Origin of the sequence: Dongia deserti (assembly GCF_003574735.1) — a bacterium.
GTDB classification, from domain to species: domain Bacteria; phylum Pseudomonadota; class Alphaproteobacteria; order Dongiales; family Dongiaceae; genus Dongia_A; species Dongia_A deserti.
In genome coordinates, this window is the sequence record NZ_QORW01000014.1 from 56013 (window position 1) to 76069 (window position 20057).

Sequence of the window (20057 nt, forward strand, 5' to 3'; positions counted from 1 at the left end):
TCCCCAATTCCGACCCCTCAATCGGAATTCCAGCTTTGACGATAGTCCGCCCCGTTGCGCTTTCCAAGCGTTCATTCGGCCGGGGCCAAACTGTTGCTGGCACCATCTGGCGCGCCGGCGTGTCATCCTGGCGATCGACCGAGCGGGGAGAAGCAGGTTGACCAACATTACCGAGCAGAAACCACGCCTTGCGATGGAGCTTGTGCTCCTGGCCGTGCTCGCCACGCTGTGGGGTGCCTCCTACACCTTTATCAAGGTCGGCGTGGAGGCGATCCCGCCTGTCACCTTCATCGCGGCGCGCACCGTCATCGCCGGTTCGCTGCTCTTCATCGTCATGCGCGGTCGCGGTATCAGGATGCCGACGGATCGCGCCCTATGGCTGCGCTTCCTGGTGCAGGCCTGCCTCAACAGCGTGATACCGTTCACCCTTATCGCCTGGGCGGAGCAGGTTGTCGATGCCGGCCTGGCGACCATTCTCAATTCGACCTCACCGATTTTCACATTCCTGCTGGCCGTGGTGATCGTCCGGCACGAGGCTGTGACGGCGCGCAAATTGTTCGGCGTGGTTGCCGGCCTGGCGGGGATCTGTCTCATCATCGGGATCGAAGCGCTGAGCGGGCTTGGCCAAGCGCTGCTTGCGCAGCTCGCAATCGTCGTGGCAACGATCTGCTATGCGGGTGCGGCAATATTCGGGCGCGGCTTCAAGGGACACGATCCGATGGTACCCGCGACCGGCTCGATGCTTTGCGGTGCGGCGATTCTCGTTCCGGCCAGCCTCGCGATCGATCAGCCGTGGGATGTGACGCCCTCTGTCGATTCGATCCTGGCACTCATCGGCCTGTCGGTGTTCTCCACGGCCTTGGCTTTCACCATTTATTTCCGCCTGCTGCACACGCTGGGTTCGGTTGGCACCACGTCGCAAGCCTATCTGCGCGTGCCGATCGGTGTCGCGATCGGCGTGATCTTCCTGGGCGAGACGCTGAACTCGACCGCCTGGATCGGTCTCTTGTGTGTGATCGCCGGCGTGGCTGCCATGGCCATTCCGAAGCGCCAGCAGGCCGCCCCGGCCTGAGCCTGTCACACAGAGGAAATCCCGCTGCGACACCTGACCCAATCTCCAGAGAACACGCTGATCCTGATCAATCCCGCTGGCTTGTACGATCCGTCACCCAATGGCTATTCGCACGTCGCCAGGGTCGCGAGGGGCACGAGGCTGGTGTTCATCGCCGGCCAAGGAGGAGAGACCGAGGCCGGAGAACTGGCGTCGGATTTCCGCCTCCAGGTGCGCCAGACCATGCGCAACCTGCGCACCGCGCTCGCTGCCGCCGGCGCCGGGCCGGCGACATCGCCAAGCTCACTGTGCTGATCGTCGACCATAGCGAAGAAAGGCTGCACATCTTTGGCGAAGAGCTGACGCTGGCCCTGGGCGAGGGACCGAAGCCGGCCTGCACGTTGATCCCGGTGCCGCGCCTGGCGCTCGATGGCATGCTGGTCGAGATCGACGCGGTGGCCGTTCTGCCAGCCTGACGCGAGCAACATGGCGCGCTTCCATCTGTTGATGGCACAGATGGAGGCGCGCCATGCTGCCAATTCTGCAGGTCATTACATTGGTGCGATCGTGGCCACCATGGTCCTGCTGGCCGCGATCCCGCCGGAAACGCCCGCCTATCTGCTGACTCTGGCTGCGCTGATTGCGCTGATCGTCATGCACGTGCTCTATTGGGTGCTGACCCATCCGGTCAACAAGTTCTGGCTTGGCGATCAGAAGCTGGGCAGCGCCGGCGCCGCCTTCTTCAACACACCCGGGGCGGCGACTGTGGGCGAGGACTGGGCGCGCCTGCGCGACCGCTGGGAATATTCCCACGTGGCGCGCGCCGGGTGCGCATTCATCGCGTTCGTGACTTTGGCCGCGGCAACGGCCTTCTAGGATCGCCACCCGCATTTCTTCAGTGCCGCGCGCATATGCTCCGGCGGCTCGGCGGTCACCACGATTGGCGGCTTGTTCTTGGAAAGCGGCAGCACAATGCCCCGTGCATGGAGATGCAGCGGCCGCTGGCGCTGCTCCGGTGAGAGCGTGCCATACATCGGCTCGCCCAGGATCGGGCAGCCCAACTCGGCGCAATGGACCCGCACTTGGTGCGTGCGGCCGGTCTCCGTTTCCAACTCCAGCCAGGCGAGGCCGCTTCCGCTGCCCAGCACCTTATAGTTGGTGGCGGCCGGCTGGCCCTCGGGATCGACGACCATGCGCCAGCCGCCGTCCTTGCGCGTGGTCTTGAGCAGCGGCGCCTCGATCCGCCCCTCACTCTGCTGCGGGCTTCCCGCCACCACGGCCCAATAGGCCTTCTCGACCTTCCCGTCCTGGAACAGCCGGCCCAGCTTGGCGAGCGCCTTGCGGTGCCGCCCCAGCACCAGGCACCCCGACGTGTCGCGGTCCAGCCGGTGCGCGAGCGCCGGCGGCGCCGGCAGGCCGAAGCGCAAGGCGTCGAAGCACTGCTCGAGGTTGGGTCCGCCGCCCGGCCCGGCATGGACCGGCAGACCGGCCGGCTTGTCCAGCACCAGGATCAAGCCATCGCGATAGAGCAGGCGCGCCTGGATCTCTTCAGGGGAAAGGGGTGGTCTGGGCATGGCGCGCCTTCATAGCCCGCCTTTGAGGCACTTTCAAAGAAATGGGAAAAGCCAGTACCTAGGCTGACAGGGGGATGGGGTTTTATGGTCAAATAGGGGTGCGATGCTGAGCTATCCGCGTGATCTGTCTGGATACGGACCGAACCCGCCACAGGCCGACTGGCCGGGTGGCGCGCGAGTCGCTGTGCAATTCGTCCTCAACTACGAGGAGGGCGGGGAGAGCTGCATCCTACACGGCGATCCCGCCTCCGAGACTTTCCTGTCAGAAATCATCGGCGCCCAGCCGTTCCTGAGCGCGCGGCATATGTCGATGGAATCGATCTACGAATACGGCTCGCGCGCCGGCGTGTGGCGGCTGCTCGACCTGTTCAAGTCGCGGGGCGTGCCGCTAACAGTGTTCGCCGTCGCCATGGCGGCGGAGCGCAACCCGGCGGTGATCGAGCGCGCGCTCGCCGATGGGCACGAGATCGCCAGCCACGGCTATCGCTGGATCAATTACCACGGCGTGCCCGAACCAATCGAACGCGAGCACATGGCCAAAGCCATGGAGATCCTGACCCACGTCTGCGGCGCGCGCCCGCTCGGCTGGTATACCGGCCGCACCTCCGAGAACACGCGCAAGCTGGTCGCCGAGTACGGCGGCTTCCTCTACGACGCCGACGACTATTCCGACGATCTGCCGTTCTGGTCCAGGCTGGTCGATGGCCCGCACCTGATCGTGCCCTATACGCTCGATGCCAACGACATGCGCTTCGCCGCGGCTCAGGGCTTCAATTCCGGCGACCAGTTCTTTGCCTATCTCAAGGACGCGTTCGACACGCTGTATGAGGAGGGCGCGCAGGCGCCAAAGATGATGTCCATCGGCCTGCATTGCCGGCTGGTCGGGCGGCCCGGTCGCTTCGCCAGCCTCAAGCGCTTCCTCGACTACGTCCTCAAGCATGACAAGGCGTGGGTGTGCCGGCGCATCGATATCGCGCGCCATTGGCACACGCGCTATCCGTATCAACCCACACGGTGACAGCATGATGGAACAGCCGCAGCATCCGTTCGGCAGCAATCTGGTGAATCTCGCCGATGCGCGGCTGGGCGCGGAGGCGATCTTCGCCACGGATGATTTCTTCGCGCCCAAGGAACGGATGCTCAATCCCGAGCCCGCCGTCTTCATCCCGGGCAAGTACGACGAGCACGGCAAGTGGATGGACGGCTGGGAGTCGCGCCGCAAGCGCACCGAGGGGCACGATTACTGCGTGGTGAAACTGGGCCTGCCGGGCTCCATCGCCGGGTTCGACATCGACACCAGCCACTTCACCGGCAACTTCCCGCCGGCGGCCTCCATCGAAGCCTGCTGGACCGACGGTGTGCCTGGCCGCGACACGGAATGGAGCGAGATCGCCCCGGCCACCAGCCTCAAAGGCAACGCGCATCACTTCGTGCCGGTGACGGATGAGCGCGCCTGGACTCATCTGCGCCTCAACATCTATCCCGATGGCGGCATTGCGCGGCTGCGCGCCTATGGTCGCGTCGTCGTCGACTGGGCGCAGTTCGACCGCAAGCAACTGGTCGATCTCGCCGCGATCGAGTATGGCGGGCGCGCCATCGCCTGCAGCGACCAGCATTACGGCTCGCCGATGAAGATCCTTTATCCCGGCCGCGGTGCCGACATGGGCGACGGCTGGGAGACGCGGCGGCGCAGGGAGCCGGGTAACGACTGGGCGATCTTCGCCTTGGGTCATCGCGGCCACATCCGCCGAATCGAGATCGACACCGCGCATTTCAAAGGGAACTATCCCGACCGCTGCTCCATTCAAGCAGCAGACGTGACCGGCGGCACCGACGAGTCGCTCATCACGCAATCCATGTTCTGGCGGACTTTGTTGCCGGAGCAGAAGCTGGAGATGGACCGCCCGCACGTCTTCCACAAGGAGGTGGTGGATCTCGGCATCATCACTCATATCAGGCTCAACATCATTCCCGACGGCGGGGTGAGTCGCATGCGCCTGTTGGGCGAGCTCGTCTAGGAGAAGCGGGATGGCGCGCATCCAGGTTCCGATCCATCCGCTGACGCGTGAGGCCTTCCGCCCTTATGGCGAGGTGGTCCAGGTGGCGGAGAGCCCCCACTACACCATCAACCAGGGCTGGGCCGAGCGCTACGCCGACATGGCGGAACTCGATCTGCTGGAAGCGGGTGGCAAGCCCAACGTCGGGATCGTGCGCGCCGAGCCGCGGCCCATGCCGCTGAAAGTCACGCTGATGGAGCGGCACCCGAAAAGCTCCCAGTTGTTCATTCCGCTGACGCCGCGGCCATTCCTGGTATTGGTCGCACCGCCCGGCGATCCGCTGCGGCCGGAAAACATCATCGGTTTCAAGACCATGGCGGGGCAGGGCGTCAACTACCGCCGCGGCGTCTGGCATCATCCGCTGATCGCCCTCGACCAAAGTACGGATTTCCTGGTCGTGGACCGGCATGCCAAGGATGAGAATTGCGACGAAGTAATCCTCGAACAGGCCGAAATATGGGTTGGAGAAATTTGACGTGACTTTGCCAGGCGTTACCGTTGCCCCGCTGCCCGATCGCGCGTTTCAACAGATCCTGACCCCCGAGGCGTTGTCTTTCATCGTAGAGCTCGAGCGCAAGTTCACGCCTGAGCGGTTGCGCCTGCTGGAGCTGCGCAAGGAGCGCCAGAAGCAGCTCGACAAGGGCGCCAAGCCCGACTTCCTGAAACAGACCGCGCATATCCGCGCCGGCGACTGGAAAGTGGCGCCGCTACCCAAGGACTTGGCTGATCGCCGCATCGAGATCACCGGCCCGATCGACCGCAAGATGGTGATCAACGCGCTCAATTCCGGCGCCTCGTGCTATATGGCGGATTTCGAGGATGCGACCACGCCGACCTGGGCTAATCAGCTCGACGGCCAGCGCAACCTGATCGACGCCGTGCGCCGACAGGTCACGTTCGATGATCGCGGCAGCGGCAAGTCCTATCGCCTCAACGAGAAGACCGCCGTGCTGCTGGTGCGCCCGCGCGGCTGGCATTTGCCGGAGAAGCACGTCGTGGTCGATGGGCGCCCAATGTCGGGCAGCCTGTTCGATTTCGGCCTCTTCTTCTTCCACAATGCGAAGGAGTTGATGGCGCGGGGCACCGGCCCTTATTTCTATCTGCCGAAGGTGGAATCGCATCTCGAGGCGCGGCTGTGGAACGATGTGTTCGTATTCGCGCAGGACAAGGTCGGCATCCCGAAGGGCACCATCAAGGCGACGGTGCTGATCGAAACGCTGCCCGCCGCCTTCGAGATGGACGAGATCCTGTACGAGCTGCGCGATCACTCCTCCGGACTCAATTGCGGGCGCTGGGACTACATCTTCAGCTTCATCAAGAAATTCGCTCATGACCCCAAGGCGGTGCTGCCGGACCGCGCCAGCGTCACCATGACCACGCATTTCCTGCGCTCCTACAGCCTGCTGCTCATCAAGACCTGCCATCAGCGCGGCGTGCATGCAATGGGCGGCATGGCCGCGCAGATCCCGATCAAGAGCGATCCCGCGGCCAACGAAGCGGCGATGGCCAAGGTGCGTGCCGACAAGGAGCGTGAGGCGACCGACGGCCACGACGGGACCTGGGTTGCGCATCCGGCTCTGGTGCCGCTTGCGAAGGAGATCTTCGATCGCCTGATGAAGGAGCCGAACCAGATCGCGCGCCAGCGCCAGGACGTGCATGTCAGCGCCGCCGACCTGCTGGCCGTGCCGACCGGCGACATTACTGCAGACGGTCTCGCCGTCAACATCTCCGTCGGCATCGCCTATCTCGAGGCATGGCTACGCGGCACCGGCTGCGTGCCGCTACACAACCTGATGGAGGACGCCGCGACCGCCGAAATCTCCCGCGCGCAGGTGTGGCAGTGGCTGCGGCACGGCGCGACCCTGACGGACGGCCGCGTTGTGGACCGCGCCTTGTGCGAAAAGCTGATCGCAGACGATCTCGCTGCGAACCGGCAGGCGCTCGGCGAAGCCTTCACCCGCAGCAAGTTCGAGGAGGCCGCCAAGCTGTTCGCGGAGCTCATCTTCGCCGAGGAGTTCCCGGAGTTCCTGACCCTGCCGGCCTACGAGCGCGTGACCGCATAACGCCTCCACGTTTCGCGGTGGCGTTGTCGAGGCGACGCCTTCATACTCCCTCCGTCACCCCCGGGCTTGACCCGGGGGTCCAAATTGGATTGCCGGGTCAAGCCTGGCAATGACGGTTGAAGAATGGGCGAGCGCTAGATGTCACTCACGACCGGATTCTTGAACGGCTCTATCGGTCCTGGCTTCGATGCCGATGCGATGCGTGCCGCGCTCGAGGAACTCGACCGGCAGGCGATCGACCCACTGACCAAGGGCTTCCCGCCGGCCCATGCGGCGCTGGCGCCCGGCGACATTGGCGAGCAAAGCTGGAACCTGCTGGCGGGCGATCTGCCGGCGCCGGTCGCCGTGCTGCGCAAGTCGGCGCTCGAGCACAATGCGCGCTGGATGCGGCATCTGTTGGACAAATTCGGCCTGCAGCTCGCGCCGCACGCTAAGACCACCATGACCCCGCACCTGTGGGCGCAGCAGGCGGCCAATGGCTGCTGGGGCCTCACCGTTGCGACGGTGCAGCAAGCCGAGGTCGCGGTGGCGTATGGCTGCCGCAATTTGCTGATCGCCAACCAGGTGACCGGCCGCGCGCAGGTGCGCGGCATCGTCGCGCTCAACCACGCGCACGAGGATCTTGCCATCCATGTGCTGGTGGATTCGCTGGCCGGGCTGAAGGCGCTTTCGGCGGACGTCGCGCATGCCAACACCGAGCAGCCGATCAATGTGCTGATCGAGATCGGATTCGAGGGCGGACGCACCGGCTGCCGCACCCTGGAGCAGGTGAGCCAATTGCTGGACGAATTGCCGACACACCAAGGGCGGGTGCGCCTCGCCGGGATCGCCGGCTATGAAGGCATGATCGCAACCGCGACCGGCGCAGAAGATGGGCCACGCGCCGAAGCCTACTTCGACCGTTTCGCCGAGGCCGCACAGCTGGCCGACCGGCGCAACGCATTCATCACCGACGAGGTAATCCTGACCGCGGGCGGCAGCGCTTATTACGACATCGTGGGGCGACGGCTAAGCCGGATCACGTTGGATAAGCCGACGGTCAAGATCCTGCGCAGCGGCTGCTATGTCACCCACGATTGCGGCACCTATGTCGAGCATCTGGAAGAAATGCAGCGCCGCGACCCGGCGGTCGCCAAGGACCTCGGGCTGCTGGAGCCGGCTTTGTTCGTCTGCTGCCTGGTGCAATCGGTGCCGGAGCCGGGCTTGGCGCTTTTGACCATGGGCAAGCGCGACGTCGGGTTCGACCTGCATCTGCCGCAGCCGGTCTGGCGCTACCGTACGCACGCCACACCGCAGCCGGAGCCGACACCCAAGGAATGGCGGATCACCAAGCTCAACGACCAGCACGCATACCTCTCGGTCCCGGCGAATGCAGATATCGCGGTCGGCGACCTCATCTGCTGCGGGATCTCGCATCCCTGCACGACATTCGATCGCTGGCGCGTGATTCACGTGGTGGATGACGGCTGGACATCCTTGGGCGCCGTGCCGACCTTCTTCTGATCGACGTTACGCTCCGCCCACCAATCCTGCAACTGCAGCTTCCAATAGGTAAGCTGCGCCGCCACCGGCCCCAGCGGCCCGCCGTTCCACGTGAGGCCGAACGGTGCGAACAGGCGGTAGCGATCATCGCCCTCCGCGATCGCAGCGGCGATCAGGCATCCGGTCGCCGCAGTGGTGTTGAGCCCGTGTCCGCCGAATGCTGTGCAGTACCACACGCCCTCGCCCAGCCGTCCGACCTGCGGCATGTAATGCCGCGCATAGGCCATGAGCCCCGACCATGCGCATTCGATCGTGAGCCCCACGAGCTGCGGATAGACCTCGATCATGTCCCGCCGCAGCAGCTCGGCGAGATCAGCCGGGTCGCGCGTGCGGGCGGTGATCCTTCCGCCCCAGATCACTCGCCCATCGCTGGTGCGTCGATAATAATCGCCGGCGCGCCGGTCATCGCTGATGCAGAGCGATGTCGCGATCGCCGCGTCCAGCAGCGCGGGATTGCACTCGCTTGCCATGGCGTAGGTCGCGATCGGCAGCATGGCGCGCCGCAAGGCGGGCATGAAGCGGCCGGTATAGCCGCCGGTGCAGATCACCAGGTGATGCGCACTGACCCGGCCGCGCGGCGTTGCGACCAGATGCGAGGTGCCGAAGCGCCCGGTCGACAAGGCCGGCGAATTCTCGAACACTTTGCCGCCCCGTCGCTCGATCTCGCGCGCCATTGCCAGCGCATAATCCAGCGGCTGCATGGCGAAGGTGGTAGGCTCGACGATGGACTCGAAGTAAAGCGGGCTCTTGAGCTGCGCGCGCGTCTCCTCGACGCTCTGCACCCGCATGTTGAAGCTCAGTGTCGCCATTTTGTCGCGATAGCGCTCCAGCGCACCGCGCGCCGGAATCCGCCGCGCGGATATATGACCGCGGCGCTTGGGATCCACCTTCATCCCGAACGCCGCCAGATTGTTCGCGACGTATTCGACGCCGTCCTGCGACAGGCCCATCAGCTCGCGCGCGGTCTCCTCGCCCGCCATCTGTGCGATCCGGTCATAGCCGACCGCGTAGCCCGGTGCGCAGAACCCGCCGTTGCGGCCCGACGCGCCCCAGCCGATGCGCCGCCCTTCCAGCAGCACGACCGAATGGCCGGCGCGCGCCAGCTCCAACGCGATGGTGAGGCCGGCCAGTCCGCCGCCGATCACGGCGGTGCCGGTCGCGATCGTACCGTCGAGAAACGGGCGCTGAGTCTGATCGGCGCGCGTGCGCGCGTAATGGCAATCGATATAGTCGCTCATTGCTGCGACTTCGCAGCCTTGAGGCGCAGCGCCATGGCGGCCTTCGAGCCCGGCGGGCGATCCAGCGCCTGCGAGATGAAGGCGCCGGTTTCCACCAGCTGATTGAGATCGATGCCGGTCTCGATGCCGAGCCCGTGCAGCATATAGACCACGTCTTCGGTCGCGACGTTGCCCGAGGCCCCCGGCGCATAGGGGCAGCCGCCGAGGCCGGACACCGATGCATCCATCACCGCTACGCCCATCTGCAGGACCGCGAGCAGGTTGGCGAGCGCCTGTCCGTAGGTATCATGGAAATGCGCGGCGAGGTGACTGATGTCCACGTCCTGCGCCACCACCTCGATCATGCGCTGCGCCTTGATCGGCGTGCCGATTCCGATTGTGTCGCCCAGGCTCACCTCGTAGCAGCCCATGCCGATCAGCGCCTTGGCGACGCGCGCGACCGCGTCCGGCGCGATCTCGCCTTCGTATGGGCAGCCGAGGACGCAGGAGACATAGCCGCGCACCTTCAATCCCGCCGATTGCGCGGCATCGCACACAGGACCGAACCGCTCCAGGCTCTCCTCGATCGAGCAGTTGATGTTGCGCTGCGAGAAGCTTTCCGAGGCCGCGCCGAACACCGCGATCTCCTGGACGCCGGCGGCAAGCGCCAGCTCCAGCCCCTTCACGTTGGGCACCAGCACCGGATAGGAGACCTGCGGCTTCTGCTTGATGCGCCGGAACACTTCCGCTGAATCTGCCATCTGCGGCACCCATTTGGGCGAGACGAACGCGCCGGCTTCGATGGCGGTGAGGCCGGTCTCCGACAAACGATCGATCAACGCGACCTTGGTCTCGAGCGGGACCGGCTTCGCCTCATTCTGCAGACCGTCGCGCGGCCCGACTTCCACTACTTTCACGCGGGATGGCAGGCTCATGATTCCGCCTCGAACGCGATCAGCTCGACGCCCTCGGCGACGGGATCGCCGGCGCGGAACTTCACTTGGCGAACGATGCCGTCGGCATGGGCCGCGATCGTATGTTCCATCTTCATGGCTTCGACCACCATCAGCGGCTGGCCGCGCGTCACGCTCGCGCCGTCCTCGACCATCACCCGCACCACGGTTCCCGGCATGGGCGAGGCCAGCTGGTCGTGGCTGAGCGTGGCGGCTTCCGCCTCCGCCAGCACGTCGACACGCGTCACGCGCGTGGCGCGGCCCCGCTCGATCACCGTCACCTGGCTGCCGTCCTGGACGATGGTGACGCGCAATCGCCCGTGATCGGTACCGGCAACCAAGGCGCCATTGTCGATCCTGGGGGCGGTCAGGCGCAAGGGCGCGCCCGCATCGATCGCGATGCTCCAAAGCGCGCCTGAGAAGGTGAGGTGCGCATCGCGCTGCTGCCCTGCATTGTCCCGCAACAGGATCGAAGACCCGCCCTCGCCATTGAGCCGCCAGCCGTTGGTCAGGCCCCAGGGGGAATGCGGATCGCCGCTGTGCCGCGCCGCTTCCGCTGCGCGTTGCCCATCGGCAAGGACCAGGAACGCCGCCGCCAATGCCAGCGCGCGGTCCGGCATAGCGCCCACCTCGGGCAGCAGCTCGGCGCGGTGCCGCTCGATGAAGCCGGTATCGATCTCTTCTTTCAGGAAGTTCGGGTGCCCGAGCACGTCGATCAGGAACCCGGCATTGGTGGCAAGGCCGGCAATCTCCGTCTCCGTCAGCGCACGGCGCAGCCGCTGGACCGCGCTGGTGCGATCCTCGCCCCAGGCGATCACCTTGGCGATCATCGGATCGTAATGGGTGGAGATGACGTCGCCCGCGCGCACGCCGGAATCGATGCGCAGGTTGTTGGCGGCGGTCGGCCAGACGAGATGCGCGAGGCGCCCGGTCGCCGGCAGGAAGCCCCTGGTAGGATCCTCCGCATAGAGCCGCACTTCCATCGCGTGGCCATAGCGCTGCAGCTCGCCTTGCGTCTCGGGCAGCTTCTCGCCACTCGCCACGCGCAGCTGCCATTCCACCAGATCGAGGCCGGCGATCATCTCCGTGACCGGATGCTCGACCTGCAGGCGCGTGTTCATCTCGATGAAGTAGAACTGGCCGTCGGCATAGAGGAACTCGACCGTCCCCGCGCCGACATAGCCCACCGCTTTCGCCGCCGCGACCGCCGCTTCGCCCATGCGCTTGCGCGTTTCCTCGCTCAGGCCGGGTGCCGGCGCTTCCTCAATCACCTTCTGGTGCCGGCGCTGGATCGAGCAATCGCGATCGTGGATATAGACCGCGTTGCCATAGCTATCAGCGAACACCTGCACCTCGACGTGGCGCGGCCGCTCCATATACTTCTCGATCAGCAGCCGCTCGTCGCCGAACGCGGCCTTGGCCTCGCGCCGCGCCCCGTCGATCGCCGGCTGCAGCTCGTGCTCCGCGCGCACAATGCGCATGCCCTTGCCACCGCCGCCGGCGGAGGCCTTGATCAGCACCGGAAAGCCGATGCGCATGGCTTCGTGGATCAGGTGCGAATCCGCCTGTTCCGCGCCATGATAGCCCGGCACCAGAGGCACCCGCGCGCGTTCCATCAACAGTTTCGATTCCGACTTGGAGCCCATGGCGTGGATCGCCGCCGCCGGCGGGCCAATGAAGGTGACGCCGACCTTGCCGCAGGCTTCGGCGAAACGCGCATTCTCCGACAGGAACCCATAGCCGGGATGGATCGCCTCCGCGCCGGTCGCGACCGCCGCCGCGATCACCTTGTCCATGGCGAGATAGCTCTGCGCGGCGGGAGCGGAGCCCAGCAGCACCGCCTCGTCCGCCATCTCGACATGCAGCGCATGGGCATCCGCCTCGGAATAGACCGCGACGGTCGAGACGCCGAGCCGCTTGGTCGTGCGCATGATGCGGCAGGCGATCTCGCCGCGATTGGCGATCAGGATCTTGCGGAACATCCCCTTAGACTTTCCCCCTCAGACTTGATTCCCCCTCCGCCAACTGGGGGAGGGGATTAGCGCGCATGCGTCGAACCATATGCAAATCGCCTTACCCTCAGCTCCAATTCGGTTTCCGCTTCTCGAGAAAAGCGACAATGCCTTCCTTGCCCTCGGCGGACGCGCGTGCATCCGCAATGCGCGATGCGGTGTCGCGGCGCAGGTCGTCATTCATTGGCGCGAAGGCGACGCGCTGGATCAGATCCTTGGCTGCGGCCAATGCATTCGGCCCGCTCTTCAGCAGATGCGCGACGATTTCATCATACGCGGTTCCGAGCGCCTCCGGCTCCATCACACGATGCACCAAGCCCAGCCGCTCTGCCGTCTCGGCATCGAATCGCTCCGCGGTCAGGAAGTACCGCCGGCAAGCGCGCGGCCCGATCGCGGCGGCGACATAGGGCGATATAACCGCGGGAATGAGCCCGAGCCGCACTTCCGAGAGGGAGAAGCTGGCCCTGGTGCTCGCGATCGCAATATCGCAGCAGGCGACAAGGCCGACACCGCCGCCGAACGCGGCTCCTTGCACGATGGCGACGACCGGCTTGGGGCAACGATCGATCGCCTCCATCAGGTCCGCCAGCGCCAACGCGTCGCGCTCATTCTCCGCGCGACCCATCGCCGACATGCGCTTCATCCAATCGAGATCGGCGCCGGCGGAAAAGCTCGGGCCATTGGCGGCGAGCACGACGACGCGCACCGAAGCATCGCTCGCAACGTCGCGGAACGCCTGCGTGAGTTCGGCGATCAGGTGTTCATCGAACGCATTGTGCTTGTCCGGCCGGTTGAGCCGCACCGTTGCAACCTTGTCCGCCTTCTCGATCTGAAGATACGACATGGCGTTACATCCGGAAAATGCCGAACTGGGTGCGCTCGATCGGCGCGTTGAGCGCGGCGGAAAGTCCCAGCGCCAAGGTCATGCGCGCATCGGCGGGATCGACCAGGCCATCATCCCACAATCGCGCGCCGGCGAAATAGGGGTGGCCCTGCGCATCGTATTGCGCACGGATCGGCGCCTTGAACTCGTCCTCCTCGTGATCGGGCCAGTCCTGGCCGCGCGCCGTCATGGCATCGCGCTTGACTTGCGCCAGCACGTTCGCCGCCTGCTCGCCGCCCATCACGGAGATGCGCGCGTTCGGCCACATCCACAGGAACCGGGGCGAGAAGGCGCGGCCGCACATGCCATAATTGCCCGCGCCGAACGACCCGCCGATCAGCATGGTGAGCTTCGGCACCTGCGCACACGAGACCGCCGTCACCATCTTGGCGCCGTCCTTGGCGATGCCACCGGCCTCGTATTTCCTGCCCACCATGAAGCCGGTGATGTTCTGCAGGAACAGCAGGGGGATACCGCGCTGCGCGCACAGCTCCAAGAAGTGCGCGCCCTTCAGCGCGGATTCGGAGAACAGAATGCCGTTGTTGCCGACGATCCCAACCGGATAGCCCCAGATGCGGGCGAAGCCGCAGACAAGCGTCGTGCCATAGAGCTTCTTGAACTCGTCGAACCGGCTGCCGTCCACCAGCCGCGCGATCACCTCGCGCACGTCATAGGGCTGGCGCGGATCGGCGGGGATGATGCCGTAGATCTCTTGTGGATCGTAGAGCGGCTCTTCGGGTGCCGCCACGTCCACCGACACGGACTTGGTGCGATTGAGATGTGCGACGACCGAGCGCGCGATCTCCAGCGCGTGCCGGTCGTTCTCGGCATAGTGATCGGTGACTCCCGATTGGCGTGAATGCACATCGGCGCCGCCCAGCTCCTCCGCGCTCACCACCTCGCCGGTCGCGGCCTTCACCAGAGGCGGACCGCCGAGAAAGATCGTGCCCTGGTTCTTGACGATGATGCTCTCGTCCGACATCGCCGGCACATAGGCACCGCCGGCGGTGCACGATCCCATCACCACCGCGATCTGCGGAATGCCCGCGGCCGACATGGTGGCCTGGTTGTAGAAGATGCGCCCGAAATGATCGCGGTCGGGAAACACCTCATCCTGGTTCGGCAGGTTGGCGCCGCCGCTATCGACCAGATAAATGCAGGGCAGGTTGTTCGCCTTGGCGATCTCCTGCGCCCGCAGGTGCTTCTTGACCGTGATCGGATAGTAGGTGCCGCCTTTCACCGTCGCATCGTTCGCAACGATGACGCATTCGCGCCCCGACACGCGCCCGATCCCGGTGATGATGCCCGCCGCCGGCACGTCGTCCTCATACACGTCATAAGCCGCGAGCTGCGACAGCTCGAGGAAGGGCGCGCCCGCATCGATCAGGCAGCGGATGCGGTCGCGCGGCAGCAGCTTGCCGCGGCTCAAATGCTTGGTGCGCGCCGCTTCGCCGCCGCCCAGCTTGATGCGCTCGACGAGGCGCTTCAGGTCGTCGACCTGGGCCTGCATGGCGGCGTGGTTGCGTTGGAAGTTGTCGGAGCGGGTGTCGATCTCGCTTTTGAGGATGGACATCAGGCCGTCTCTTCGAAGATTTCGCGGCCGATCAGCATGCGCCTGATCTCGCTGGTGCCGGCGCCGATCTCGTAGAGCTTGGCGTCGCGCAGCAGGCGTCCCGTCGGATAATCGTTGATATAGCCGTTGGCGCCCAGGCACTGGATCGCCTCCAGCGTCATCCAGGTCGCCTTCTCCGCGCAATAGAGGATAACGCCCGCGGCATCCTTGCGCGTGATCTGCCCCTTGTCGCATGCCTTCGCCACGGCGTAGCAATATGCGCGGCAGGCCGAGAGCGTGGAATACATGTCCGCGATCTTGCCCTGCATCAGCTGGAAAGTGCCGATCGGCTGGCCGAACTGCTTGCGGTCGTGGATGTAAGGCACGACCGCATCCATCGCCGCCTGCATGATGCCAAGCGGCCCGGCGGCCAAAATGGCGCGCTCGTAGTCGAGGCCGCTCATCAGCACATTGACGCCCTTGCCTTCGGCCTGCAGCACGTTCTCCGCCGGCACCTCGCATTCGTCGAAGACCAGCTCGCCGGTGTTGGAGCCGCGCATGCCGAGCTTGTCCAGCTTCTGCGCGACCTGAAATCCCTTGGTCTTGGTTTCGACGATGAAGGTGGTGATGCCCTTCGGCCCCGCGTCGGCATCGGTCTTGGCATAGAGCACGATGATGTCGGCGTTGGGCCCGTTTGTGATCCACATCTTGGTGCCGTTGAGCACGTAACGGTTGCCGCGCCGCTCGGCCTTGAGCCGCATGGAGACGACGTCCGAGCCGGCGCCCGGCTCGCTCATGGCAAGGGCCCCCACATGCTCGCCGGAGATCAGCTTGGGCAGATACTTGCGCTTCTGCGCATCGGTGCCGTTGCGGCGGATCTGGTTCACGCACAGGTTGGAATGCGCTCCATAGGAGAGGCCCACCGAGGCGGAGGCGCGGGAGATCTCCTCCAGCGCGATGACATGCTCCAGATAGCCCATCCCGGCGCCGCCATACTCCTCCTCGACCGTGATGCCGAGCAGGCCGAGATTGCCGAACTTGCGCCACAAATCGGCGGGGAAGTCGTCCTGGCGGTCGATTTCGGCGGCGCGCGGGGCGATCTCGGCCTCTGCGAAGGACCGGACACTCTCGCGCAACGCCTCGGCCGTCTCGCCCAGGTCGAAGTCGAGGGATCGCAATTCCATGAATACTCCTCCCGGCGGGTGCTTGGATGGCGTGCCCCTTAGCCGGCATTCTAGACGGGCAGGGGCCGGCGGCAAGGGCGGTGGATACCGCGCAAGCTTTGGCCTTTAGCCCGACCATGTGGCGCAACGAGGTTGCGTGGGAAGCGTGGTCAAGCGACGTTTTGCTTTTTCGCGCGACTTGGTGGTCGAATCCGGTTTGTAGGACCGGCGGGCCTTCGCCTAGAGTCGCCGCCTCATTCTGGGAGAATTGCGTCGCATGGCCGATCCGTTGTTGCAGCCGTTCCAGCTCAAGCACTTGACGCTCCGCAACCGCGTCATCAGCACCTCGCACGAGCCGGCTTATTCCGAGGAGGCGCTGCCCAAGACCCGCTACCGGCTCTATCACGAGGAGAAGGCCCAGGGCGGCATCGCCATGACCATGATCGGTGGCTCCTCCATCGTGGCACCCGATTCGCCCCAAGCCTTCGGCAATCTCTATGTTGGCAGCGACGCCATTATCCCCTGGTTCAAGGAGCTGACATCCGGCGTGCACAAATACGGTGCGGCAGCGATGGTCCAGATCACGCATCTTGGCCGCCGCACCTCCTGGGCCAAGGAAAATTGGCTGCCGGTCATCGCGCCGTCGCCGGTGCGCGAGCCGGCGCATCGGTCCTTCCCCAAGGAGATGGAGGACTGGGATTTCGAGCGGGTGGTTTCAGCTTACGGCGCCGCGGCGCGCCGCTGCCGCGAAGGCGGCATGGACGGGATCGAGATCGAATCCTACGGCCACCTGTTCGATGCCTTCTGGTCCCCGAACACCAACCAGCGCACGGACGAGTACGGCACCCAGACGCTGGAGAATCGCCTGCGCTTCTCCTTCAACGTGTTGCGCGAGATTCGGCGCCAAGTCGGCGACGACTACATCGTCGGCCTGCGCATGGTGGCGGACGAGACCATCGAGAACGGCCTCACCAGGAAGGATGGCCTCGAAATTGCGCAGCGCATGGCGGAAAGCGGCCTGATCGACTTCATCAACGTGATCCAGGGCTACATCGGCAGTGACGAATCGATCTCCCACGTCATCCCCGGTATGGGCACGCCCGCCGGCCCGCATCTCGACCTCGCGCGCGAAGTGCGGCAGCTGGTGAAGCTGCCGGTGATGCAGGCCGCGCGCGTCAACGATGTCGCGACCGCGCGGCACGCGATCAGTTCCGGCGCGGTCGACCTCATCGGCATGACGCGCGCGCACATGGCTGACCCCCACATCGTCGCCAAGATCCTGCGCGGCGAGGAGCAACGCATCCGGCCCTGCGTCGGCGCCGGCTACTGCATCGACCGCCTCTACCAGGGGATGGAGGCCCTGTGCCTGCACAACCCGGCCACCAGCCGCGAACAGACCGTGCCCCACGTCATCTCGCCTACCACGGGTGCCAAGAAGAAGGTGGTGGTGGTCGGCGCCGGTCCCGCAGGCCTGGAAGCGGCGCGCGTCAGCGCCGCGCGCGGGCACAAGGTCGTGTTGTTCGAGGCCGCCGACAAGCCGGGCGGTCAAATCCTCCTCGCTGCGAAATTGCAGCGCCGGCGCGAGATCATCGGCATCGTCGACTGGCTGGCGGCGGAGATAGAGCAACTCGGCGTCGATTGCCGTTACAACGCCTATGCCGAGGCGCCGGAGGTGCTGGCGGAGGCTCCGGACATCGTGGTGATCGCGACCGGCGGCCTACCCTTCGCCGGCCGCCTCAAGTTCGGCGCGGAGCTCGCAACCAGTCCATGGGATGTGCTGGCCGGCCAGGTGCCGGTCGCGCCGGAGGTCCTCGTGTTCGACGACCACGGCGCGCATGAAGGCCTGACCCTGGCAGAGTTCGTCGTCGATCACGGCGGCAAGCTGGAGTACGTCTCTCCGGAACGCGCCGCCGGTGTCGATGTCGGCGGGATCAACTACCCCGCCTATTTCAAGAAGCTCTACGCCGCCAAGACGGCCTTCACCCTTAACCACCGCCTCAAAGGCATAAGGCGCGACGGCAACAAGCTGGTGGCGGTCCTCACCAACGACTACGACAAGTCGGAGACCGAGCGTCGCACCGACCAGGTGATTGCCGAGCACGGCACCTTGCCTGCGGCCGAGATCTATTTCGCCCTCAAGGAGCAATCCTCCAACCGCGGCGAGATCGACATCGACGTCCTGATCGCCAACCGGCCGCAGACTCTAGTCCGGAACCGGGACGGTCGCTTCCAGCTCTTCCGGGTCGGCGACGCGGTCAGCAGCCGCAACATCCACGCCGCGATCTACGACTCGCTCCGGCTCTGCCTCCAGTTTTGACCCTTCTGGGCACGCGGTCTTTGAGGGCGGCTTGACGGCGCCTCCCGCGGCACCGCAGTGTCGGGCCCATGAACAAGCCATTCCCCGGAACCCCGATCACGGCCGACGATCAGACGCTGATCGGCACCGCCAAGACCCTCATCGAGCAGCGCTACCTCGAGAACCGCCACCACATCGCCAGCGCGGTCCGGGGCGCGTCCGGCCGGGTCTACACCGGCCTGCACCTCGACACCTATGTCGGCCGCGCCTCGGTCTGCGCCGAGGCGGTCGCACTTGGCGCGGCCATGGCCGGCGGGGAAAAGGGCATCGCGGCCATCGTCTCCGTCCGCCACCCCCGCCCGCGGGAGCAGCACCAGGACTGCAAGGTAGTCTCCCCCTGCGGGATCTGCCGGGAGATGCTGACGGACTTCGCGCCTGGGGCGGCCGTCATCCTGATGCGCGACGATGTCCACGTCCGAGTCCCGGTTGAGGAGTTGCTGCCCGCCAAGTATCGGCGGCATCCCTAGGCCACCTGCGACAATCCCCGCCATTTTTCGGCTGCCAATCGGGGCCGCCAAGAGCTATGGTCCGCGCCGGAATTTGAGAGGCGAGAGGCCCGCAACCCCCGTGTCCTACGTCCAGACCGCACCCATCGGCGCAACCGCCGCGCGGCCGGCCACGGCCGACCGCGCCGTTGGCCTCTGGCTGCTGGCCTTGGCCGGCATGGTGCTGGTGCAGGTGATGCTGGGCGCCATCACGCGCCTGACCGATTCCGGCCTCTCCATCATGGAATGGCAGCCGATCATGGGTGCGATTCCGCCCTTGAATGACGCCGAGTGGCACCGGGTCTTCGCCCTCTACCAGCAGATAGCCGAGTACCAGCAGGTCAATGCCAGCATGACCCTGGAGGGGTTCAAGTCCATTTTCTGGTGGGAATATGTCCACCGGCTGTGGGGGCGGCTGATCGGTGTCGCCTTCCTGCTGCCGTTCCTGTGGTTCTGGGTCCGGGGTCAGATGCGTGGTCGGACGAAGCGCCTGCTGGCGATCTTCGTCCTGGGCGGCCTGCAGGGCCTGGTGGGCTGGATCATGGTGGCGAGCGGCTTTGCCGACCGCACCGACGTCAGCCAGTATCGTCTGGTCGCGCATCTGCTGCTCGCCTTGGTGATCTATGCCGCGCTGCTGTGGAGCGCCCTCGACCTGCTCTCTCCAGCCCGCGTGTCCATGGATCATCGGCTCCTGCGCCGGCACGGCCGGATCATGATGGCGGTCATCACGCTGGAGATCGCGATCGGCGGCTTCGTCGCCGGCCTCGATGGCGGGTTCGTCTACAATAACTTCCCGATGATGGGTGATCACTGGATCGCGCCGGACCTGTTCTTCCAGTCCCCCTGGTGGGTGAACTTCTTCGAGAATCCGGTGACGGCGCAATTCCTGCATCGTCTCGTCGCCGGCTTTGTCGCCATCGCGCTGATCTCGCTGGTGGTGCGCGCGCGTCGCGCCGAGCTTGATGAAGGCCTGAAGCGGCGCTTCTACTATCTGCCCTTCGGCCTGCTGGGCCAGGCGGCACTCGGCATCGCTACCTTGATGCTGGTGGTGCCGCTGCCGCTGGCGGTGGCGCATCAGGCCGGCGGGTTCATCCTGTTCTCGCTTGGCCTCTACGCGCTGCATGGCCTGCGCCGCGCGAAGGCGTAGTC

Annotated in this window: 19 protein-coding genes; 12 read left to right on the top strand and 7 right to left on the bottom strand. The window is 65.6% G+C overall.

Annotated features, from left to right (window positions below; genetic code table 11):
* Positions 1 to 157: 157 nt before the first annotated feature.
* From DTX69_RS20880 to DTX69_RS20890, 4 genes are all read left to right on the top strand, one after another.
* Complete coding sequence (locus tag DTX69_RS20880) at positions 158 to 1072, top strand: DMT family transporter (RefSeq protein WP_284735960.1); 915 nt, start codon at positions 158 to 160, stop codon at positions 1070 to 1072.
* Between the two features lie 81 nt (positions 1073 to 1153).
* Positions 1154 to 1366 (top strand): RidA family protein, encoded by a 213-nt coding sequence (locus DTX69_RS30790; RefSeq protein ID WP_284735961.1) that lies wholly within the window; start codon positions 1154 to 1156, stop codon positions 1364 to 1366.
* Positions 1360 to 1527, top strand: a complete 168-nt coding sequence (locus DTX69_RS30795) for a RidA family protein (RefSeq protein WP_284735962.1) — start codon at positions 1360 to 1362, stop codon at positions 1525 to 1527. Before DTX69_RS30790 ends, DTX69_RS30795 begins: the two co-directional genes overlap by 7 nt.
* 10 nt (positions 1528 to 1537) lie before the next feature.
* Positions 1538 to 1927: a DUF1772 domain-containing protein gene (locus DTX69_RS20890; RefSeq protein ID WP_162917410.1), complete on the top strand. Its 390-nt coding sequence runs from the start codon at positions 1538 to 1540 to the stop codon at positions 1925 to 1927.
* Here the strand turns inward: DTX69_RS20890 and DTX69_RS20895 are convergent.
* On the bottom strand, positions 1924 to 2625 hold the full coding sequence (locus DTX69_RS20895; protein WP_119303500.1) for an RluA family pseudouridine synthase: 702 nt from the start codon (positions 2623 to 2625) through the stop codon (positions 1924 to 1926). The genes DTX69_RS20890 and DTX69_RS20895 overlap by 4 nt on opposite strands.
* Positions 2626 to 2728: 103 nt before the next feature.
* On the opposite strand from DTX69_RS20895, the gene puuE reads away from it, so the two are divergent.
* From puuE to DTX69_RS20920, 5 genes are all read left to right on the top strand, one after another.
* Complete coding sequence (gene puuE, locus DTX69_RS20900) at positions 2729 to 3643, top strand: allantoinase PuuE (RefSeq protein WP_119303501.1); 915 nt, start codon at positions 2729 to 2731, stop codon at positions 3641 to 3643.
* Positions 3644 to 3647: 4 nt separating this feature from the next.
* Positions 3648 to 4643, top strand: a complete 996-nt coding sequence (gene alc, locus DTX69_RS20905; RefSeq protein ID WP_119303502.1) for an allantoicase — start codon at positions 3648 to 3650, stop codon at positions 4641 to 4643.
* Between the two features lie 10 nt (positions 4644 to 4653).
* Positions 4654 to 5157 carry an ureidoglycolate lyase gene (locus DTX69_RS20910; RefSeq protein WP_119303503.1) on the top strand — a complete coding sequence of 168 codons (504 nt, stop codon included), beginning with the start codon at positions 4654 to 4656 and terminating at the stop codon, positions 5155 to 5157.
* 1 nt (position 5158) lies between these two features.
* A complete protein-coding gene (aceB, locus tag DTX69_RS20915) occupies positions 5159 to 6745 on the top strand; it encodes a malate synthase A (protein WP_119303504.1) in 1587 nt (528 codons plus the stop codon).
* A gap of 138 nt (positions 6746 to 6883) precedes the next feature.
* The gene (locus DTX69_RS20920) at positions 6884 to 8248 is read left to right on the top strand and encodes an alanine racemase (protein ID WP_119303505.1); all 1365 of its coding nucleotides are present in this window, start codon (positions 6884 to 6886) and stop codon (positions 8246 to 8248) included.
* Here DTX69_RS20920 and DTX69_RS20925 read toward each other — a convergent pair.
* The 6 genes from DTX69_RS20925 to DTX69_RS20950 form a co-directional block, all read right to left on the bottom strand.
* On the bottom strand, positions 8194 to 9525 hold the full coding sequence (locus DTX69_RS20925; protein WP_119303506.1) for an NAD(P)/FAD-dependent oxidoreductase: 1332 nt from the start codon (positions 9523 to 9525) through the stop codon (positions 8194 to 8196). The two genes, DTX69_RS20920 and DTX69_RS20925, sit on opposite strands and share 55 nt — an antisense overlap.
* Positions 9522 to 10439: a hydroxymethylglutaryl-CoA lyase gene (locus tag DTX69_RS20930; protein WP_119303507.1), complete on the bottom strand. Its 918-nt coding sequence runs from the start codon at positions 10437 to 10439 to the stop codon at positions 9522 to 9524. Before DTX69_RS20930 ends, DTX69_RS20925 begins: the two co-directional genes overlap by 4 nt.
* Positions 10436 to 12439, bottom strand: a complete 2004-nt coding sequence (locus tag DTX69_RS20935) for an acetyl/propionyl/methylcrotonyl-CoA carboxylase subunit alpha (RefSeq protein ID WP_119303508.1) — start codon at positions 12437 to 12439, stop codon at positions 10436 to 10438. Before DTX69_RS20935 ends, DTX69_RS20930 begins: the two co-directional genes overlap by 4 nt.
* Before the next feature lie 97 nt (positions 12440 to 12536).
* Entirely contained in the window at positions 12537 to 13313 is a 777-nt protein-coding gene (locus DTX69_RS20940) for an enoyl-CoA hydratase/isomerase family protein (RefSeq protein WP_119303509.1), read from the bottom strand.
* A 4-nt stretch (positions 13314 to 13317) separates the two neighbouring features.
* Positions 13318 to 14925, bottom strand: coding sequence for a carboxyl transferase domain-containing protein (locus tag DTX69_RS20945; RefSeq protein ID WP_119303510.1), 1608 nt, complete (start codon positions 14923 to 14925; stop codon positions 13318 to 13320).
* Positions 14925 to 16088: an isovaleryl-CoA dehydrogenase gene (locus DTX69_RS20950; protein ID WP_119303511.1), complete on the bottom strand. Its 1164-nt coding sequence runs from the start codon at positions 16086 to 16088 to the stop codon at positions 14925 to 14927. Before DTX69_RS20950 ends, DTX69_RS20945 begins: the two co-directional genes overlap by 1 nt.
* A 256-nt stretch (positions 16089 to 16344) precedes the next feature.
* Here DTX69_RS20950 and DTX69_RS20955 point away from each other — a divergent pair, with 256 nt between their 5' ends.
* The 3 genes from DTX69_RS20955 to DTX69_RS20965 all read left to right on the top strand — a co-directional run bounded on the left by DTX69_RS20955 (position 16345) and on the right by DTX69_RS20965 (position 20055).
* Positions 16345 to 18384, top strand: coding sequence for an NADH:flavin oxidoreductase (locus DTX69_RS20955; protein WP_119303512.1), 2040 nt, complete (start codon positions 16345 to 16347; stop codon positions 18382 to 18384).
* 68 nt (positions 18385 to 18452) lie between these two features.
* Positions 18453 to 18890 carry a cytidine deaminase gene (locus DTX69_RS20960; RefSeq protein ID WP_119303598.1) on the top strand — a complete coding sequence of 146 codons (438 nt, stop codon included), beginning with the start codon at positions 18453 to 18455 and terminating at the stop codon, positions 18888 to 18890.
* A gap of 100 nt (positions 18891 to 18990) precedes the next feature.
* A complete protein-coding gene (locus DTX69_RS20965; RefSeq protein ID WP_284735963.1) occupies positions 18991 to 20055 on the top strand; it encodes a COX15/CtaA family protein in 1065 nt (354 codons plus the stop codon).
* Positions 20056 to 20057: the final 2 nt, after the last annotated feature.

Excerpts from the sequence above, each read along its gene's own strand:
- DTX69_RS20890 (WP_162917410.1), top strand. The coding sequence starts at position 1,538 with ATGGCGCGCTTCCATCTGTTGATGGCACAGATGGAGGCGCGCCATGCT.
- DTX69_RS20895 (WP_119303500.1), bottom strand. The coding sequence starts at position 2,625 with ATGCCCAGACCACCCCTTTCCCCTGAAGAGATCCAGGCGCGCCTGCTC.
- puuE (WP_119303501.1), top strand. The coding sequence starts at position 2,729 with ATGCTGAGCTATCCGCGTGATCTGTCTGGATACGGACCGAACCCGCCA.
- alc (WP_119303502.1), top strand. The coding sequence starts at position 3,648 with ATGATGGAACAGCCGCAGCATCCGTTCGGCAGCAATCTGGTGAATCTC.
- DTX69_RS20910 (WP_119303503.1), top strand. The coding sequence starts at position 4,654 with ATGGCGCGCATCCAGGTTCCGATCCATCCGCTGACGCGTGAGGCCTTC.
- DTX69_RS20920 (WP_119303505.1), top strand. The coding sequence starts at position 6,884 with ATGTCACTCACGACCGGATTCTTGAACGGCTCTATCGGTCCTGGCTTC.
- DTX69_RS20925 (WP_119303506.1), bottom strand. The coding sequence starts at position 9,525 with ATGAGCGACTATATCGATTGCCATTACGCGCGCACGCGCGCCGATCAG.
- DTX69_RS20930 (WP_119303507.1), bottom strand. The coding sequence starts at position 10,439 with ATGAGCCTGCCATCCCGCGTGAAAGTAGTGGAAGTCGGGCCGCGCGAC.
- DTX69_RS20935 (WP_119303508.1), bottom strand. The coding sequence starts at position 12,439 with ATGTTCCGCAAGATCCTGATCGCCAATCGCGGCGAGATCGCCTGCCGC.
- DTX69_RS20940 (WP_119303509.1), bottom strand. The coding sequence starts at position 13,313 with ATGTCGTATCTTCAGATCGAGAAGGCGGACAAGGTTGCAACGGTGCGG.
- DTX69_RS20945 (WP_119303510.1), bottom strand. The coding sequence starts at position 14,925 with ATGTCCATCCTCAAAAGCGAGATCGACACCCGCTCCGACAACTTCCAA.
- DTX69_RS20950 (WP_119303511.1), bottom strand. The coding sequence starts at position 16,088 with ATGGAATTGCGATCCCTCGACTTCGACCTGGGCGAGACGGCCGAGGCG.
- DTX69_RS20955 (WP_119303512.1), top strand. The coding sequence starts at position 16,345 with ATGGCCGATCCGTTGTTGCAGCCGTTCCAGCTCAAGCACTTGACGCTC.
- DTX69_RS20960 (WP_119303598.1), top strand. The coding sequence starts at position 18,453 with ATGAACAAGCCATTCCCCGGAACCCCGATCACGGCCGACGATCAGACG.